The sequence below is a fragment of the Mycolicibacterium hodleri genome (genome assembly GCF_025822245.1).
Lineage (GTDB): Bacteria > Actinomycetota > Actinomycetes > Mycobacteriales > Mycobacteriaceae > Mycobacterium > Mycobacterium hodleri.
The window spans coordinates 22,619-41,260 of the sequence record NZ_JACKTL010000004.1 but is presented as its reverse complement, the minus strand read 5'-3'; the positions used below and the strand labels follow the sequence as shown (position 1 = coordinate 41,260).

General features: G+C 68.8%; 16 protein-coding genes. 8 read left to right on the top strand and 8 right to left on the bottom strand.

The features are described from left to right. The 3 genes from H7J06_RS00365 to trmB all read right to left on the bottom strand — a co-directional run. Window positions 1-2,842 (bottom strand): MMPL family transporter (locus H7J06_RS00365; RefSeq protein WP_264035940.1); only part of this gene is annotated, 2,842 nt, incomplete at its 3' end. A 62-nt stretch (window positions 2,843-2,904) separates the two neighbouring features. Further along, a complete protein-coding gene (locus H7J06_RS00360; protein WP_264035950.1) occupies window positions 2,905-3,564 on the bottom strand; it encodes an NYN domain-containing protein in 660 nt (219 codons plus the stop codon). A 95-nt stretch (window positions 3,565-3,659) separates the two neighbouring features. Next, on the bottom strand, window positions 3,660-4,448 hold the full coding sequence (gene trmB / locus H7J06_RS00355) for a tRNA (guanosine(46)-N7)-methyltransferase TrmB (RefSeq protein WP_264035938.1): 789 nt from the start codon (window positions 4,446-4,448) through the stop codon (window positions 3,660-3,662). A 134-nt stretch (window positions 4,449-4,582) separates the two neighbouring features. On the opposite strand from trmB, the gene H7J06_RS00350 reads away from it, so the two are divergent. The 4 genes from H7J06_RS00350 to fadD4 all read left to right on the top strand — a co-directional run bounded on the left by H7J06_RS00350 (window position 4,583) and on the right by fadD4 (window position 10,326). After that, window positions 4,583-5,569: a hypothetical protein gene (locus tag H7J06_RS00350; RefSeq protein WP_264035937.1), complete on the top strand. Its 987-nt coding sequence runs from the start codon at window positions 4,583-4,585 to the stop codon at window positions 5,567-5,569. After that, the gene (locus tag H7J06_RS00345; RefSeq protein WP_264035935.1) at window positions 5,566-6,699 is read left to right on the top strand and encodes a hypothetical protein; all 1,134 of its coding nucleotides are present in this window, start codon (window positions 5,566-5,568) and stop codon (window positions 6,697-6,699) included. The genes H7J06_RS00350 and H7J06_RS00345 overlap by 4 nt, the downstream gene beginning before the upstream one ends. A gap of 148 nt (window positions 6,700-6,847) precedes the next feature. Further along, entirely contained in the window at window positions 6,848-8,677 is a 1,830-nt protein-coding gene (locus H7J06_RS00340) for a phosphoenolpyruvate carboxykinase (GTP) (protein ID WP_264035933.1), read from the top strand. Between the two features lie 125 nt (window positions 8,678-8,802). Further along, entirely contained in the window at window positions 8,803-10,326 is a 1,524-nt protein-coding gene (gene fadD4 / locus H7J06_RS00335; RefSeq protein WP_264035931.1) for a fatty-acid--CoA ligase FadD4, read from the top strand. Between the two features lie 7 nt (window positions 10,327-10,333). On the opposite strand, the gene H7J06_RS00330 is transcribed toward fadD4, so the two are convergent. Together H7J06_RS00330 and H7J06_RS00325 are read right to left on the bottom strand one after the other, a co-directional pair. Then, window positions 10,334-11,071 carry a GntR family transcriptional regulator gene (locus tag H7J06_RS00330; RefSeq protein ID WP_264035929.1) on the bottom strand — a complete coding sequence of 246 codons (738 nt, stop codon included), beginning with the start codon at window positions 11,069-11,071 and terminating at the stop codon, window positions 10,334-10,336. A 2-nt stretch (window positions 11,072-11,073) separates the two neighbouring features. Then, the gene (locus H7J06_RS00325; RefSeq protein WP_372515199.1) at window positions 11,074-12,222 is read right to left on the bottom strand and encodes an acyl-CoA dehydrogenase family protein; all 1,149 of its coding nucleotides are present in this window, start codon (window positions 12,220-12,222) and stop codon (window positions 11,074-11,076) included. 132 nt (window positions 12,223-12,354) lie between these two features. Between H7J06_RS00325 and H7J06_RS00320 the strand changes: the two genes are divergently transcribed. From H7J06_RS00320 to H7J06_RS00305, 4 genes are all read left to right on the top strand, one after another. Continuing rightward, window positions 12,355-13,269, top strand: a complete 915-nt coding sequence (locus H7J06_RS00320; protein WP_264035949.1) for a hotdog family protein — start codon at window positions 12,355-12,357, stop codon at window positions 13,267-13,269. Between the two features lie 130 nt (window positions 13,270-13,399). Continuing rightward, a complete protein-coding gene (locus H7J06_RS00315) occupies window positions 13,400-14,449 on the top strand; it encodes a cupin domain-containing protein (protein WP_264035925.1) in 1,050 nt (349 codons plus the stop codon). An 82-nt stretch (window positions 14,450-14,531) separates the two neighbouring features. Further along, window positions 14,532-15,359 (top strand): alpha/beta fold hydrolase, encoded by an 828-nt coding sequence (locus H7J06_RS00310; RefSeq protein ID WP_264035924.1) that lies wholly within the window; start codon window positions 14,532-14,534, stop codon window positions 15,357-15,359. Window positions 15,360-15,418: 59 nt separating this feature from the next. Continuing rightward, a complete protein-coding gene (locus H7J06_RS00305; RefSeq protein ID WP_264035922.1) occupies window positions 15,419-16,474 on the top strand; it encodes an aldo/keto reductase in 1,056 nt (351 codons plus the stop codon). Here the strand turns inward: H7J06_RS00305 and H7J06_RS00300 are convergent. The 3 genes from H7J06_RS00300 to H7J06_RS00290 all read right to left on the bottom strand — a co-directional run bounded on the left by H7J06_RS00300 (window position 16,446) and on the right by H7J06_RS00290 (window position 18,621). Next, window positions 16,446-17,297 (bottom strand): alpha/beta hydrolase, encoded by an 852-nt coding sequence (locus H7J06_RS00300; protein WP_264035947.1) that lies wholly within the window; start codon window positions 17,295-17,297, stop codon window positions 16,446-16,448. The two genes, H7J06_RS00305 and H7J06_RS00300, sit on opposite strands and share 29 nt — an antisense overlap. A gap of 89 nt (window positions 17,298-17,386) precedes the next feature. Beyond that, complete coding sequence (locus H7J06_RS00295) at window positions 17,387-18,094, bottom strand: GntR family transcriptional regulator (RefSeq protein WP_264035920.1); 708 nt, start codon at window positions 18,092-18,094, stop codon at window positions 17,387-17,389. Then, window positions 18,091-18,621 carry an HD domain-containing protein gene (locus H7J06_RS00290; RefSeq protein ID WP_264035918.1) on the bottom strand — a complete coding sequence of 177 codons (531 nt, stop codon included), beginning with the start codon at window positions 18,619-18,621 and terminating at the stop codon, window positions 18,091-18,093. The genes H7J06_RS00295 and H7J06_RS00290 overlap by 4 nt, the downstream gene beginning before the upstream one ends. Between the last annotated feature and the right edge of the window lie 21 nt (window positions 18,622-18,642).

Sequence of the window (18,642 nt, the reverse complement as noted above, 5' to 3'; positions counted from 1 at the left end):
TAGGCGCGGGCGGCTTGGCCGCGGGGGCCGGGGGCGCCGTCGGGAGGCGGGTGGTGCCCGCCGCCGACGGAGGGCTGACGCGCTGGGGCGCGACCTTGCCGGTGGTGACCGACCGTGGTCCGGGTTGCGGATGGGTGGGGTCGTGCGGGGGGAGTGCCCGCATGGGTGCGCCGGCGCCGACGAGGGCTTCGGAGTCGACCTCGGCCTCGCGGGCCGTGGGCCGCTTGCGCTCGTCGGGCAGTTCGACCTCGCCGAGGCCCAGCCGCTCCTGGATGCGCTTCATCCACTGCGGCGCCCACCAGCAGTCGTCGCCGAGCATCTTCATGATCGCCGGGACCAGGAACATTCGGATGATCGTGGCGTCGAGGAGCAGCGCCAACAGCAGACCGAAGGCCAGGTACTTCATCATCACCAGGTCGGAGAACACGAAGGCGCCCGCGACCACCGCGAGGATCAGCGCGGCGCCGGTGATGAGCCGGCCCGTGGTCGCCGTGCCGACGCGGATCGCCTCGGCCGTCGACAATCCACGGGCTCTGGCCTCCACCATGCGGGAGACCAGGAACACCTCGTAGTCGGTCGACAGACCCCAGATGACGGCGATGATCAACCCGATCATCGGGGCCATCAGCGGTTGCGGCGTGTAGTTCATCAGGCCGGACCCGTGCCCGTCGACGAACATCCAGGTCAGGATGCCCATCGTCGAGCCGAGGGTCAGGGCGCTCATCAGCGCCGCCTTGATGGGCAGCACCAGCGAACCGAACGCCAGGAACATGAGCACCGTGGTGGTCAAGATCAACACGACGACCATCAGCGGCAGCTTCGCGAAGAGGCTGTGGATGCTGTCCTGCTCCAGCGCCGGGGTGCCGCCGACCCAGATGGTCACGCCCTTGGGCGCCGAGATGTTGCGCAACTCGTCGATCTTCTTCGAGGCGTCGTTGCGCACCTCGAGGCCGTTCTGCAGGACGCAGGGCAGGTCCTTCGACAGGCAGGGGTGCGGTTGGCCGTCGGTGCCGATCGGGATCTTCGGATCCTTGACGTCGGGAGCCACCGGGCGCTCGTCCCAGGTACCGGTGAAGCCGCTGATCTGCGCGGCCTCGTTCTTGACCTGGGCCAGCTGTTCGGGCGTCGCACCCTGGACGACCAGGGTCAGCTTCTCGGTGCGGTAGCCGGGGAAACTCGAGTCGAACGCGTTCTGCGCCTGGCGCACCGCGTTGTCCGGGGGCAGGTACTTCTCGCTGATGCCGCCGAGGGCGAGCTGACCCAACGGGATGACCAGCAGGATCATCACGATGACGATGGGCAGGGCGAATGCGCCCGGCCGCTTCATCACCTTGTTGACCAGCGTGCCCCAGAAGCCCTTCTCGACCTCTTCGCGGGTCTTGGTCTTCTGGGTCTTCTCGGCAAGGAAGTTCAGCCACCAGAGCGTGATCCTGCGGATCAGCGGCACGAACCGGGCCAGCACGAGGATCGCGGTGACCGTCGCGCAGAAGATGACGATGCCCAGCAGGATCCAGAACAGCGCGCCCTCGATGACGCCGGCGTCGCGCAGGGCGTAGCACCCGTAGGCCAGCCCGCCGTAGAGGCCGAGATAGGCGAACACCAGGCCGATGTAGGCCAGTTTCGCCCCCTGCTCACCGGTCTTCTTGATCTGGTTGCGGGCGATGTGGCCGACGGCGATGCCGATCGGCGGAAGCAGGATGCCCGTCGGTATCGCGGCCAGGGCCAGCGTGTTCTTCTTCGGGTTCGACGGATCCGAGTGGATGGTGTTCGGCAGCGCGAACTTGGTCAGCGATCCGACGCCGATCGAGTCCACCCGGTGGCCGAGGACGGCCAAGGCGGCGATGAGCACCGTGTTCGACATGATCGCGGCGAGCATGACCGAGGCGATGATGGCGTAGGTGATCGACTTCAGGAAGCCCTGCGGGAACAGCAGCAGCGGCACCGACGAGGCCACGATGATCACCGCCGAGAACATGACCGTGCGGCCCGAGGTCATCATCGTGCGGCGCACGGCCGCGGGGGTGTCGTAGCCCTCGGCGAGTTCCTCCCGGAACCGGCTCACGATGAAGAGGCCGTAGTCGATCGCGATGCCGAGACCGATCAGCGTGACGACGGGTTGGGCGAAGAAGTGCACGGGGGTGAACTCGGCGGCCAGCCGCATGATGCCCAGCGCGCCCATGATGGTCAGGCCACCGATGAGGGCGGGCAGGCTCGCCGCGATCACCGTGCCGAAGACGAAGAACAGCACGACGGCGACCAGCGGGATGGCGGCCACCTCGGCGCGCTTCTGGTCGTCGCCGATGGTGCCGGTCAGCTCGCTGGCGATGGGCTGCAGGCCGGCCAGCTGGATCTTGCCCCCGTCGACGGTCTGCAGGTCGGGCTGGATGAGCTTGTAGTTCTTGAGAATGGTGTCGTCGTCGTTGCCCTTGAGCGGCATGACGATGAACGTGCGGGTGCCCTCGTTGGCCAGCGCCTTGTTGGTCGTCGGATCACCCGTCGGGTTCGTCAGGTAGCCCTGCCAGGACAGGATCTGATCGGGGTGGTCGGCGACGACCTTGTCGAGCTCGCCCTTGACTTGCTTGGACCACTGCGGGTCGTTGACCTTCTTGCCCGCCGGCGCGTCCAGCACGCCGACGATGTGGCTTAGCCGGTCACGGCCGTAGACGTCGTCGGCGAGTTCCGACGCGGCCACCGACTGACTGGTGTCGTCGTAGAACCCACTCTGCGTGACGTGCTGACCCAGGCTCGCGCCGTAGATGCCGCCACCAACGCACAGCGCCACCATGATTCCGATGACCAAGTACCGGAATTGGTACACCATCCGACCCCACCAGGCGAACACGTGAGCTCCTAACTGATCTTCTTCAAGTTCTCTCTTACCTCCGCCGTCTCGATCTCAATCGTTCACGAGCGTGAGGTAAGTAGCGAGGACAGCGGCCGGAACGGCTGCAACCACGCCCCCTGCTGGGGCAGCGAATCAAGGCCGATTCGCGGTAGAGGCTCCCGGAAGACACCTGAGATGTCCTCGAGGTCGACGAACTCCAAGGTATCCGACGCTAGCGCCCAACTCGCATGTTCGCGAAATCCGAGAACGCTGACGGGGATGCCGTCCCTGGCGATGTCCTCGAGCGGAAGGCGGAACGCCTGACCGTCCGCCGAGGCGACGAACACGCTGGCCAGGCCCTCGCGACGGCGCAGCGCGATGTGGTCGAGCATGTCGCTGTCCACGTCGCTGTCGTCGTCGATCTTCGGCTTGGCGAACACGGCGAAACCGACGTTTCGCAGCGCCTCCACCCAGGGCCGGACGACGTCGGCGCTGCCGGGCGCGATGTTGGTGAAGACCGTGGCCTCGGGCTCGAACGTGACCTGCGGCTGGTCGGAGGCGCGCTCTCGGGAGAGGTCTGCGGTGCGCGCCAGCAGCCAGCGCCCCAGGGCGTCGAACCGCGGCCGGTGGGCGGCCGTCGGGCGACCGCCGAGGATGGAACCGAGTCCCATGTCCAGGTTGGGCGCGTCCCACACCAGCAGTACCCGCTGCGGGGTGCGGGGATCGGGCGCCACCGTCATGGTGTCGAGCTCATCCTCGAGCTCGTCTTCGAGTTCGTCGTCGTGGGCCTCGTCGGGCGCGTCCTCGTCGATCATCCCGACGTCCTCGGTGAGGCTCATGCGCGCTTCTCCCAGAGGAACTCCGACACGGCGCTGCCCGCACGTTGCGCCTTGTCCTCGTACTTGGTGACCGGTCGGCGCACCGAGATCGGCAGGTCGGCACCGGCGTCCTCGATGACCGAGTCGTCGAGCCTGCGCAGCGAGGGCTCGGCGTCGCCGACCTCGCCGATCTGCACGGCGTATCCCGCGTGGTCGGTGGCGGCGTGCAGGATCCCGCCGGGCCGCAGCCGGTCGGCGATCAGCGCGACGGTCTCCGGCTGCAACAGCCTGCGCTTGTGGTGGCGCACCTTCGGCCACGGGTCGGGGAAGAACACCCGGACGCCGGTGAGCGAGCCCGGTCCGAGGAGATGCTCGAGCACGTCGACGCCGTCGCCGCGGATGAGGCGCACGTTGTCGAGCCCCTCGCGGTCGAGGCCGTTGAGCAGCTGGGCCAGGCCGCGCTTGTAGACCTCGACGGCGATGACGTCGAGGTCCGGTTCGGTCGCCGCCATCGCCAGGGTGGAGACCCCGGTACCGCAGCCGATCTCCAGGACGAGCGGCGCGGACCGCCCGAACCAGGCGCGCGCGTCGACCGGGTCGGCGAGGTTGCCGTCGGCGTCCCGGACCAACATTCCGAGCTCTGGCCAGCGCCGATCCCACGTCTCCCGCTGCAATCCGGACAACGCCGACCGCCGGGATCGGAAGCTGCTGACGCGTCGAGGGGCGTGCGCAGCGCCAGAGTCGTCGTCGGAGACCGACGGCTCGGCTCCATCGCGCTGCACGTGCATCCGTCCATGGTCGCTCATCTGGGCCGGTGTGCCCGCATCGTGGTGCAATTTGATACCCAACAGTTGCCTTGAGCCGCTAACGCGACACCGCGCGAATTTGCCGCTCGGCGGGGGTATGCGGTGGTGCCACGATGAAATCCGGGGAGGCAACCGTGACGAGGGCATTCATCGGAGAATTGGCGACGGTGGCGGAGACCACAGGCGGCTCGGCCCTCAGCGGCGTCGTCGACCGCCTCGGGCGACCGCTGAGCGTCGAGGTGACGGGCCGCGACGGCGTCGGCCGGGGTCGGGTGGCCACCGCACTGCGACGTCGCGGGATCACCGTCACCGACGGCGGCGACGTCTGCGTCCTGGTGGTGGCGGAAGCGGTGAAGCCAGAGGACCTGGCGGCGGCCCGGGCGGCCCGTCGGCCGGTCCTGGTCGTTCTCACCAAGGCCGACCTGGCCGGGGCCGGCCCGGTGGGTCCGGTCGCGACGGCGCGACGGCGCGCCGCAGCCGTGCACCGGACCACCGGCATCCCCGCCGTGGCCGTCGTCGGGCTGCTCGCCGCGCTCCAGTCCCCGGGCGACCTGGGGGACGACCTCGTCGCGGCGATGCGCCACTTCGTCACCGAACCTCCGAACCTCAGCAGCGTCGACGCCTTCGTCGACGACCCGCATCCCGTCGAACGCGAGGTGCGGACCCGGCTGCTGGCGCGTCTCGACCGGTTCGGCATCGCCCACGCGGTCCTGGCGCTGAAGGACGGGTGCGATCCCGACCGGTTGCCGGCCCACCTGGCGAGGGTCGGCAACGCCGACGAGCTAATGGGCGCCCTCGACGCGGTCGCGGCACCGGTCCGGTACCGCCGGGTGCGTGCCGCGATCGCCGAATTGCACTGTCTGGCAGGTCAATTGGACGACGTCGCCCTGTCCGAGCTGCTGGCCGCCGACGTCACGGCGATGGCCGCGATGACCGCGGCCGTCGACGTGGTCACCGCGGCGGGGCTGTCGGTGGACTGCGGTGACACCGCAACGGCCCATCTCGACCGGGCGAGGAGGTGGCGCAATTACGGCCGCGGACCCGTCGACGCCCTGCATCGGCAGTGCAGCGCCGACATCGTCAGGGGCTCGCTGCGGCTGCGGGACGGGCAGCGGGCGTGACGTCGGGAGACCGCGTCGTCCAGGTGGTCGGGCCGCCGTTGAGCGGGGTGGGCGGCGTCGCGGCCGCCCTCCGCGATCGGCTGCCCGGGGTGGTCGTGGTCGAGACCGACCCGCCGGGGCGGGCGCCCGACGCGGTGCTCGCGGTCGTCTCGGCGGCGGCACCGGTGGCGCGGTCGGACTGGGCGCCCGTCGAACGGGCGGCGGCGCGTACCGATCTGGTGATCGGGGTGGTGTCGAAGGTCGACGCGCACCGCGGGTGGCGCGACGTCCTGGCCGCCGACCGGGCGCTCGTTGCGTCCTGGGACGCGCAATACCGGTCGACGCCGTGGGTGGGCGTGGCCGCCGCACCGGGTCTCGGGGAGGCCCGCGTCGACGACCTGGTCGAGCTGCTGCGCCGTGAGCTCGAACGTAGTCCGTTGCGTACCAGGCGAATACCCGTCCGACGGGGGCCGGATCCGGCCGAGGCCCGGCGCGTGCTCGCGCGCACCCGGCTGCAGTTGCTGCGCGTCGTCAGGGATCGCAGCTCGGCATTGCGGGCCGAGCTGAGGGAGGCGGCCGCCGAGGTCGGGGTGGGCGGATCGGCCGCCTTCGAGGCGGTGGTCCTGGCCGAGTCGCTGCGATTCCACGTCCGGTTGGCCGACGAGGTCGACCGGGCGGTCGACGCCGCCGCAGTCGACCTGGGGCTCGGCTCGACGTCCCACCCCGCGTTCCACGAGCCGCCCGACGTCAGCCGGGCGGCGACGTCGTCGCGCCGGCTGGAGGGCCGACTGGTGGCGGTACTGGGTGTGGGATTCGGGTTGGGCATCGCGGTGGCGGCCAGCCGGCTGCTGACGGGGCTGGTGCCGGGATCGTCGACGGCGGGGTGGGCGGCCGGTGCCGCGGCGGGGCTGGCCCTGGTGGCGTGGGTGGTGCGAGCGCGGGGGTTGCTCCACGATCGCGCGTTGCTCGACCGGTGGGTGGGGGAGGTCGCCGCGACCCTTCGGTGGCACGGGGAGGCCATGGTCGCCGAACGATTGCTGGCCGCCGAGTCGCAGTGGGCCACGGCGGCCCGCGCGGCGCCCCCACCCGAGGTCTTGCCGAGCCGCCAATTGACGCGCCATGATGTTACTGACCAGTATGAATGGTGTTGATTCAAGGTTTTTTCCGCCAATCTCGCCGGAAACGCTCTTCTGAATCGTTCCTGTGAGACAACGGACATACGACGGATTAACCGCGGGTATGTCACCCACGTTAACCTCGAGCCAGGCATTCACCGAGACCGCCGAGCAGGAGATTTAGATGACCTCAGCGACCATTCCGGGTCTGGACAGCGCACCGACGAAACACGAGGGGCTGCTCGCCTGGGTTCGCGAGGTCGCCGAGCTCACCGAACCAGACCGCGTGATGTTCGCCGACGGCTCCGACGAGGAGTACGAGCGGCTGACCGCGCACCTCGTCGATGTGGGCACCTTCCAGAAGCTCAACGACAAGAAGCAGCCGAACTCCTTCCTCGCGCTGTCCGACCCGTCGGACGTGGCGCGAGTCGAATCGCGGACCTACATCTGCTCGGAGCGCGAGATCGACGCGGGGCCTACCAACAACTGGATGGACCCCGCCGAGATGCGGGAGCTGATGACCGGCCTCTACCGCGGCTCGATGCGCGGGCGCACGCTGTGGGTGGTGCCGTTCTGCATGGGTCCGCTGGGCGCCGAGGATCCGAAGCTCGGCGTCGAGATCACCGACTCGGAGTACGTCGTCGTCTCCATGCGCACCATGACCCGGATGGGCAAGGCCGCTCTGGACAAGATCGGTGACGACGGCTTCTTCGTCAAGGCGCTGCACTCGATCGGCGCTCCGCTGGAGCCGGGCCAGGCGGACGTGCCGTGGCCGTGCAACGACACCAAGTACATCACCCACTTCCCCGAGTCCCGCGAGATCTGGAGCTACGGCTCCGGTTACGGCGGCAATGCGCTGCTGGGCAAGAAGTGCTACTCGCTGCGCATCGCGTCGGCGATGGCCCACGACGAGGGCTGGCTCGCCGAACACATGCTGATCCTCAAGCTGATCAGCCCGGAGAACAAGGCCTACTTCATCGCTGCGGCGTTCCCGTCGGCGTGCGGCAAGACCAACCTCGCGATGCTGCAGCCCACGATCCCCGGCTGGCGCGCGGAGACCGTCGGCGACGACATCGCGTGGATGCGCTTCGGCAAGGACGGCCGGCTCTACGCCGTCAACCCCGAGTTCGGCTTCTTCGGCGTCGCGCCGGGCACCAACTGGAGCTCCAATCCCAACGCGATGAAGACCATCGCCGCGGGTAACACCGTCTTCACCAACGTCGCCAAGACCGACGACGGCGACGTCTGGTGGGAGGGTCTCGAGGGCGAGCCCGACCACCTGATCGACTGGAAGGGCCACGACTGGATCCTGCGGGAGACGGAAAGCAAGGCGGCGCACCCGAACTCGCGCTACTGCACCCCGATCTCGCAGTGCCCGACGCTGGCCCCGGAGTGGGACGACCCGCAGGGTGTGCCGATCTCGGCGATCCTGTTCGGCGGCCGCCGCAAGACCACCGTCCCGCTGATCACCGAGGCTCGCGACTGGCAGCACGGCGTGTTCATCGGGGCCACCCTGGGCTCCGAGCAGACCGCCGCCGCCGAGGGCAAGGTCGGCACCGTGCGCCGCGACCCGATGGCCATGCTGCCCTTCTTGGGCTACAACGTCGGCGACTACTTCCAGCACTGGATCGACATCGGCAAGAACGCCGACGAGTCGCAGATGCCAAAGGTGTTCTTCGTCAACTGGTTCCGCCGCGGTGCGGACGGCCGCTTCCTGTGGCCCGGGTTCGGCGAGAACAGCCGCGTGCTGAAGTGGGCCATCGAACGCATCGAGCACACGGCCGACGGCAAGAGCACGCCCATCGGCATCGTGCCGACGGCAGCGGACATGGACCTCGACGGTCTCGACGTCAACCCGGCCGACGTGGACGAGGCGCTGGCGGTGAACGCGGACGAGTGGCGCAAGGAACTGCCGCTGATCGAGGAGTGGTTCGAATTCGTCGGTGAGAAGCTGCCCACCGGCATCAAGGACGAGTTCGACGCGCTGAAGACCCGGTTGGCCGAGGCCGACTAACTGCCTCTGCGTGAGCAGTCGCAACGGGCCCTGAATCCATTGGATTCAGGGCCTTATGCGTTTGGTGGCGTGGGTAGGCGACCCTAGTTGACACCCGTCAAGTAACGCCGTCGTAGAGTCACGTCATGCAGATCCGCGACACTGCCGTAGCGACCCCCGACAAGCCGGCCATCATCATGCATCCGTCCGGGACGGTGGTGACGTTCGGCCAGCTCGAGGCCAGGGCCAACCAGCTTGCCCACCTGTTCCGGTCGGCCGGTTTGGTCGAGGGCGACGCCGTCGCGATGTTGATGGAGAACAGCGAACACTTCCATGCGGTGATGTGGGCCGCGCGTCGCGCCGGGCTGTACTACGTGCCGATCAACACCCACCTCACGGCTGCCGAGGTCGCCTACATCGTCGACAACTCCAGCGCCAAGGCCATCGTCGGGTCGGGCGGTCTGCGCGAGCTGCTGGCCGGGCTCGAGGCCGAGCTGCCCAACGGTCTGCCCGCGGTTCGCCTCATCGTGGACGGCGATCTCGAGGGTTGGCAGAGCTACCCGGAATGTGTTGCCGATCAGCCGGTTACGCCCATCGACGACGAGATCGAGGGCGATCTGCTGCAGTACTCCTCGGGCACGACCGGCCGGCCGAAGGGCATCAAGCGGGCGCTGACGCATCAAACGCCGGCCGAGGTACCCGGCTTGATGGCGGCGCTCATCGGTTTCTGGATGCACCCCGAGGCGGTCTACCTCAGCCCGGCGCCGCTGTACCACACCGCCCCGTCGGTCTGGTCGATGCAGACGCAGGCCGGCGGCATCACGACCGTCATCCTGGATAAGTTCAGCCCCGATGGAACCCTGGAGGCGATCCAGAAGTACCGGGTGACGCACGGCCAGTTCGTGCCGGTGATGTTCACCCGCATGCTCAAGATGCCCGAGGCCGTGCGCACCTCCTACGACGTCTCCAGCCTGGAACGCGTCATGCACGCCGCCGCGCCGTGTCCGGTGGAGATCAAGAAGCAGATGATCGACTGGTGGGGCCCGATCGTCGACGAGTACTACGCGTCCTCGGAGGCCATCGGGTCGACGCTCATCAGCGCCGAGGAGTGGCTGACCCACCCCGGGTCGGTCGGCAGGTCGATGATGACTCCGCTGCACATCCTCGACGAGGACGGCAACGAGTTGCCCCCGGGTGAGGCGGGCGAGATCTACTTCGAGGGCGGCGCCGACTTCGAGTACCTCAACGACCCCGACAAGACGGCGTCCTCGCGCGACTCCCATGGCTGGAAGACGGTGGGGGACATCGGCTATCTCGACGAGGACGGCTACCTGTACCTGACCGACCGGCGCCACCACATGATCATCTCGGGCGGAGTGAACATCTATCCGCAGGAGGCGGAGAACGTGCTGGTGACCCATCCAAAGGTGATGGACGCCGCGGTGTTCGGCATTCCCGACGAGGAGATGGGGCAGCGGGTCAAGGGCGTGGTGCAGACCGTCGACCAGGCCGACGCGACCGACGCCTTCGCCGAGGAGTTGCTCGCTTGGTTGCGAGATCGGTTGTCCCACTACAAGTGTCCGCGGTCGATCTCGTTCGAGGCGCAGTTGCCCCGCACCGACACCGGCAAGCTGTACAAGCAGGGGCTGATCGAGCAGTACTCCCGCTAGGTGAGGGTCAGCTGGAGCGGCGCAGCGTCACCCGGTAGGTGTACTGCTCGGGCAGGAAGTGGCTGACCGCCAGCTCCACCGGCGTCCCCGAGGCGTCTGAGTACAGCCTGTCGACGCGCAGCATCGGATGGCCAGGTGCGCAGCCGGTCGCCGTGGCGACCTCGTCGTCGGCGACCGAGACCGTGATCGACTGTGCCGCTTCGGTTATCGGCGCGGCGAGGTGTGGCTCCGTCAGTCCGATCACGGTGCTGGTGCTGACGGCGCCGTCGGTCAACTCCCGCGCCTGCAGGACCGGCCTGGCCACGAACTCCGGCAGGTGCACGCGCGTCAGCACGAACGGCACGCCGGGGTTGGTGCCGTGCAGGCGACGAAGCACCACGGTGTGGACGACGTCGTCGTCGAGTCGCAGCCGGCTGGCCGCCTCGACGTCGACTCGGCGCCGCAGCCCGGTGAGCACCTCCATGGTGGTGTCGTCGGACAGGCTCATCAGGTCCTCGATGGAGCCCAGCTGCCGCAGATAGCGGTGCCCGTCCTCGCGGGCGTAGGTGCCGCGTCCCGGGACCCGGTACACCAGGCCTTCGGCGACGAGGTCCTGGAACGCGCGCCGCACGGTCTGCCTGGACAGGCCGTGCCGGGCGACGAGCTCGGATTCGGTGGGCAAGCGGACCCCGTCGGGATAGGATCCCGAGGCGATGTCGTCTCGAAGTGCTTGGCGCAGGGCCTGATACGCGGGCGGGGCGCGCACGATCAGAGCCCGCCGCGGGCCACCAGCTGGGCGGCGATGACGTTGCGCTGGATCTCGTTGGTGCCCTCGCCGACGATCATCAGCGGCGCGTCGCGGAAGTAGCGCTCGACGTCGTATTCGGTGGAGTAGCCGTAGCCGCCGTGGATCCGGACCGCATTCAGGGCGATCTCCATCGCGGCCTCCGAGGCGAAGAGCTTGGCCATTCCCGCCTCCATGTCGGCCCGGGCACCGCTGTCGTAGCGGTCGGCGGCGTGCAGGGTCAGTTGCCGGGCGGCGGTGAGCTTGGTGGCCATGTCGGCCAGGTAGTTGCCGATGGCCTGGTGCTTCCAGATCGGCTCGCCGAAGCTCTCGCGCTCCTGGGCGTAGGCCAGGGCGTCCTCGAACGCGGCGGTCGCGACCCCGAGCGCTCGGGAGGCGACCTGGATGCGGCCCGTCTCGAGACCCTTCATCATCTGCCCGAAACCCTTGCCCGGCGTGCCGCCGAGGACGGCAGTCGACGGCACGCGGTAGTCGACGAACGACAGTTCGCACGACTCCACGCCCTTGTAGCCGAGCTTGGGCAGATCCCGTGACACCTCCAGTCCCGCAGCGGGTTCGGCCAGCACGATGGACATGCCGCGGTGCTTCGGGGTGGCGTGTGGGTCGGTCTTGCACAGCAGCGCGATCAGTCCCGAGCGCCGTGCGTTGGTGATCCAGGTCTTGGCGCCGTTGACCACCAGCTCGTCGCCGTCCGCGCGGGCGACGGTGGTCATCGCCTGCAGATCGGAACCGCCGCCCGGTTCGGTGAGCGCCATCGTGGCGCGGAGCTCGCCGGTCGCCATGGCGGGCAGGTACCGCTGCTTCTGTTCGTCGGTGCCGAACAGGTCCAGCAGCTTGGCGACCACGGTGTGGCCGCCCATCGCGCCGGCCAGGCTCATCCAGCCCCGCGCCAGTTCCTGGGTGACCAGGACGTAGCACCGCGTCGAGACCGGGGTGCCGCCGTACGCCTCGGGCACGGCCAGCCCGAAGATGCCGATGCGCTTCATCTGGTCGATCCACGCCTCGGGGTAGGTGTTGGCGTGCTCGACGTCGCGGACGGTCGGCTTGACGGCACGGTCGACGAATTCACGCACCGTGGCAATCAACAGGAGTTCTTCATCGTTGAGTTCCATTTGTACGGCCATATTGACACGTCAGTGGCGGCACTGCCAGCATGTGACGCTGTGACTTTGTCCGGCCAAATATCGTCCGCACCGTTCTTCGACGACTTGGCGGTCGGGCAGGTCTTCGACCGGGCGCCGTCGATGACGCTGACCCCCGGCACAGCCGCCGTGCACCAGTCGATCCTCGGCGACCCGATGCGGATGCCGTTGGACGCCGCACTGACGCGCGCGGTCACCGGAGCCACGGCCGCGCTGGCGCACCCCGCCATGGTCAGCGACGTGGCGATCGGCCAGAGCACCCTCGCCACGCAGAGGGTGAAGGCGAACCTGTTCTACCGCGGGCTGACGTACTTCCGGTACCCGATCATCGGAGACACCCTCTACACCAGGACCGAAGTGGTTGGGCTGAAGCAGAATTCGACCAAGCCCGGCCGCGGCCGAACGGGGTTGGCCGCGCTGCGGATGACGACGATCGACCAGGCCGACCGTCTTGTGCTGGACTTCTACCGATGCGCGATGCTGCCGCTGAGCCCGGAGGCGCCGGACACCGGGCACGCCGACGACCTCTCGGCGATCGGGGTCGACACGGGGACGTCGTCGGACCCGACGGCCGAGTGGGACGCCGACGCCTTCCGTGCGCGGGTGCCCGGCCCCCACTTCGACGCCGGGATGGCGGGCACGGTGCTGACGAGCACCGGCGACGTGGTGAGCAGCGCACCCGAACTCGCCCGGTTGAGCCTCAACATCGCTGCCACGCATCATGATTGGCGGGTCAACGGGCACCGGCTGGTCTACGGCGGGCACACCATCGGCCTGGCGCTGGCACAGGCCACGCGGCTGATGCCCAACCTGGTCACCGTCCTCGGGTGGGACTCCTGTGATCACACGGGACCGGTGCGCGAGGGCGACACCCTCTACAGCGAGCTCCACGTGGAGGCGGCTCGACCGCTGCCCGGTGGGCGCGGCGGGGTGCTGTCCTTGCGATCGCTCGTCTACGCCGTCGGAGAGCCCGACCGGCAGGTGCTGGACTGGCGATTCCGCGCCCTGCAGTTCTGACCCGCGATCCCGCTGGGGGCTAGCCGGTAGTCGAGATTGCGGCCAGCGCCGTCGACGCCGTCACCCCGGGTGGACCAAGGTAAGTGGCATGGCCCCACCGGGCTGACCCGCATACCGAGGAGGCGCAGTCATGACCACGTCGATCACCCGCAACAACCACACCCTCTCGCTGCTCGACGGCGAGATCGTCGAGGAGTCCGATCTGGGCTCGATGCGGCGGGTCACCGCCGACAATCTGCCCATCCTGAAGAACCTGTCGATCAAGCGGGTACTGCTGAACCCAGGGGCGATGCGCACGCCGCACTGGCACGCCAACGCCGACGAGCTCACCTACTGCGTGTCGGGCACCGCCCTGGTGTCGATCCTGGACGACGGCAGCACGTTCTCGAGTTTCATCGTCACCGCGGGGCAGATGTTCCACACCGCGTCGGGCTCGCTGCACCACATCGAGAACATCGGCGACGACGTCGCCGAGTTCATCATCGCCTTCCGCCACGAGCGTCCGGAGGACTTCGGCTTCGGTGCCACCCTCGGCGCCTTCTCCGACGCCGTGCTGGGCAACACCTACGACCTGCCGTCCTCGGACTTCGCGAAGATCCGCCGCAGCACCGTCGACCGAAAGCTGGCCGCCCGCACCGGTGCTCCGGTCGTGCCCACCGCTGCCCACTTCAACGATCCCCACAAGTTCGACGTCGAGGCCCAGCCGCCCAGCCTCAATTACGTCAGCGGCAGCGCCCGCTTCGCCCGCGACCAGTACTGGCCGGCGCTGAAGGACATCTCGATGTACTCGCTGCGCGTCACCGAGGACGGCATGCGGGAGCCGCACTGGCATCCCGTCACCGCCGAGATGGGATACGTCCAGTACGGCGACGCCCGCATGACGATCATGAATCCCGATGGCACACTCGACACGTGGAACATGACCACCGGCGACATGTACTTCATCCCGCGGGCCTACCCGCACCACATCGAGAACATCGGCCACGACGACTGGCACTTCTTGATCTTCTTCGACCAGCCGTTCCCCGCCGACATCGGTTACCGTGCATCGGCCAGTGCCTACTCGCGTGAGGTGCTCGCCGCCGCGTTCGACACCCATATCGACGACCTCCCGACGTTCCCCTTCACCCCCGCCGACCCGCTGGTCGTCGGACGCCGCAACCCGCTCGACCCCCGTTAGTCCCCCCCCAGCGATTTGTGGAGTTTCAAGAGCGGTCAGCGCTCCTCGAACTCCACAAATCGCTCAACTGAGAGGCATTGCAATGGCTTTCATCACCACCGGAGACGGCACCGACATCTTCTACAAGGACTGGGGTCGGGGTCAGCCGATCGTGTTCAGTCACGGCTGGCCGCTGTCGAGCGACGACTGGGACAACCAGATGCTGTTCTTCCTGGCCCAGGGCTACCGCGTCATCGCCCACGACCGGCGCGGTCACGGCCGGTCCACCCAAACCCCGGGCGGGCACGATCTGGACCACTACGCCGACGATCTGCACGCCCTCGTCGAGCACCTCGACCTGCACGACGCCATCCACGTCGGGCACTCCACCGGCGGCGGTGAGGTGGTCCGCTTCCTGGCTCGCCACGGCGAGTCCCGGGCGGCCAAGGCGGCCATCATCAGTGCGGTGCCGCCGTTGATGGTGCAGACCGAGGCCAACCCGGAAGGCTTGCCCAAGAGCGTGTTCGACGGTCTGCAGGCGCAGCTCGCGGCGAACCGGTCGGAGTTCTACCGCGCGCTGCCGTCGGGCCCCTTCTACAACTTCGACAAGCCGGGCGTCGAGTCGTCGGAGGCGATCATCGAGAACTGGTGGCGCCAGGGGATGATGGGCGACGCGCTGTCGCACTACGACGGCATCGTGGCGTTCTCGCAGACCGACTTCACCGAGGACCTCAAGAAGATCACCGTGCCGGTCCTGGTGATGCACAGCGTCGACGACCAGATCGTGCCGTACGTGGCGGCCGGGCCGAAGTCCGCCGAACTGCTCCAGAACGGCACGCTCAAGACCTACCGCGACGACTTCCCCCACGGCATGCCCACCACGCACGCCGACGTGATCAACGCCGACCTGCTGGCCTTCCTGAAGGGGTAGGCACGTCCGCGATCTGAGTATCGGGAAATAAACTCAGCTCGACGGGGCTTGGACCGAGGATGGAGCACTTCACCTTCGGCCGCAACAACGGCCTACGCGTGTCCGCCCTCGCCCTCGGCGCCGGAAACTTCGGCACGCGTTGGGGGTACGGGGCCGATGCCGAGACGTCACGTGCCCTGGTCGACCGCTTCGCCGACGCCGGAGGCACGACGATCGACACGGCGGCGAGCTATCAGGTCGGCGAGTCCGAGGAAATCCTCGGCCGCATGCTGGCGGGGCGCCGTGAGCAGTTCACCATTGCCACCAAGTTCGCCATCGGAGGTGCGACACCCGACGGCAGCGGGGTGCTGCAGACCGGCAACGGGCGCCGTGCCATGTTCCGCTCGGTCGAGGACAGTCTGCGCCGCCTGGGCACCGACTACCTCGACCTGCTCTACGTGCACTTCCCCGACTTCGTCACCCCGGTCGAGGAGATCGTCCGCGCGTTCGACGACCTCGCCAGCGCGGGCAAGATCCTCTACGCCGGTCTGTCCAACTTCCCGGCCTGGCTCACCGCCCGCGGAGTGACCCTGGCCGACGTGCGGGGCTGGACGCCGATCTCGGCCGTGCAGTTCGAGTACAGCCTCGTCGAGCGCAGCGGCGATCGCGACAACCTGCCCATGGCCGAGGCGCTCGGCGTCGGCGCCGCGCTGTGGTCACCGCTGGGTGGTGGACTGTTGACCGGCAAGTACCGCAGCAGCAATGCAGGCCGGCTCACCGAGTGGAATCGGTTGGTGCACGCCGAGGACGAGCCCGTGAAGGCCGCGACCGTGGACGCCGTGCTCGAGGCCGCGAGCGAACTCGGCGTCCCACCGGCCCGGGTGGCCGTCGCCTGGCTACTGGAACGCGCGAGGCGGTCACCGACGGGCGTGGTTCCCGTGATCGGACCGCGCACGGTCGACCAGCTCGACGACTACCTGGCCGCCCTCGACGTCGACCTGGGTGCGGAGATCTACGACCGGCTGGAACAGGTGAGTGCCATCGCGTTGGGCCAACCCCACGAGCAGAACGCCGCGCGGCGGACCACCGCCCTCGGTGGCGACGGTTTCAGGACGAGGCCGATTGCGTCTGCGTGAGGTGCTCCTTCAGCCAGCTCACCTGGCTGGCGAGGAAGTTCCGGGACACGGGTGCCTTGGGGACGACGCCGTCGAAGCCGTGGAACGCCCCCGGCACGACCTCGACCTGGCACGGCACCCCGGCGGCAGTGAGGCGCTCGGCGTAGGCGAGGTCCTCCCGATGGAACAGGTCGTTGGTGCCGACCCCGATCCACGCCGGCGGCAGCCCGCCGAGATCCGGGTTGCGCGCCGGCACGGCCACATTGGGGTCGGCGTCGCCGAGGTAGCTGGACCAGCCGTAGACGTTCGACTTCTGCGTCCACATCCGGTGTCGGTGGTCGTCGAGACCCTCCTCGGTACCCGAGCGGTCGTCGAGCATGGGATAGACCAGCAGCTGGGCGGCGACGTTCACCTCGCGCCGGTCGCGGGCCAGCAGCGCCAATGCGGCCGCCAGTCCACCACCGGCGCTGGCGCCGCCGATCGCGACGAGCGCGGGGTCGACGGCGGGCAGCTCCGCCAGCCAGGTGAGCGCGCGGTAGCAGTCCTCGAGCGGGATCGGGTAGGGGTACTCGGGAGCCAGGCGGTAGTCGACCGCAGCCACGGTGGCGCCAAGTTCACGGGCGAAGCGGCGGCAGAGGTCGTCGTCCTGGGCGGCGCTGCCGATGACGTATCCGCCGCCGTGAATCCACAGCAGCCCAGGGCCTTTCGACGTCGTCCCGGGTGCTCGGTGCAGGCGCACTCGAACGCCGGAGGTCAGTCTCAGCACCTCGACGTCGGCCGGGGTGCGACGGTCCATCAGCCGCGCCGCCACGCGGAACACCGGCAGGGAGTTCGGGGTGATCATGCTGCGGGGGATCAGCCGGGCGGAGCGCGCCAGGTCGGGATGGAAGTCGGCCACGGGTCGACAGTACTGACCGGCCGGTGCCCGCGGGGCTAATCCCGATCGTCGAGCAGCGCCTCGAAGGCCACCCGGTCGCCCCGGTACAGCGAGCGCACCACTTCGATGGGGCGGCCCTCGGTGTCCACCGACCGCCGATGCAGTCGCAGCATCGGCATGGCGGTCGTGGATTCCAGCAGACCGGCCTCGCGCGGGGACGCCAGCACCGTCTCGACCCGTTCCACCGCGGATCCGAAGTGCACCCCGGTCGCGCGGATCGCGGCGTAGAGCGACGTGGTCGGGTCGAAGGTCTCGGTGAACGCGCCGAAGCGATGTGTCGGCAGGTAGGTGCTCTCCAGCCCGATGCGTTGGCCGTCGGCGAGCAGGACGCGTTCGAGGTGCATCACCGCGGCTCCGTCGGCGACGTCGAGGGCGGCGGCGAGGTCCGGCACCGCCGCCGAACCCGCCTCCACGTCCTCCCAGGTGACGAGCAGTCGGCCCGGCTTGCGACCCATCGAAAGGGCGCCCTCGGTGTAGGACTTGAGTGAAAGAGGTTGCACCAGCTTGGGCTTCGACACCACCGTGCCGCGACCGCGGCGTTCGACGCGTCCCTCGACCAGAAGCTCGTGGACCGCTTGTCGCACGGTCTCCCTTGCGACGCCGAAGCGCACGGCAAGTTCGCGTTCTGGGGGGAAGGAGTCGCCCTCGACGAGCCCGTCGAGAACCTCCTCGAGTGCGGTGCGGATCGCGTAGGGCTTGCTCATCGCGACGACCGTTGGCGGGCAACGCGTTCGGCGACGGCGAGCACGTCCTCGATCGTGACGGTCGCGTCGGCGTCGGGATCCTTGGCGGCGTCGTCGTAGCGCCGCAACCGCACCGCGTCGGGCCACCAGGGGTGTGCGACGAGCGCGGCGTCGACCCCGGCGCCGCCTTGGGCCCGAAGGGACGCCGTCGACGTGGGGGTGAGCGCGGCACCGTAGGCGGGATCGGTCGCGGCCAGATACCGCTTGGCCGCGACGTGTTGGCCGGCCAACCAGCCGACCCGCTCGCCGAACCGCGGCGTCAGCCACTCTCGGGCGGTCTGGTCGTGCAGCCGAGCCGCCGCCGCGTCGAAGAACGGGCTGTGCGCCACGTCGTGTAGGGCGGCGGCGAGCACCAGTTCGTCGTCGGCGCCGTCGTCGACGGCCCGGGCCGCCGACTGCAGGGCGTGGTTCAGTTCGTCGACCGCCTCCTCGTCCCACACGTCGCGCAGCGACGACAGGAGGCGGGCGGTGTCGTTGATCGCGTCCACGGTTGCAGCATACCCCCAATT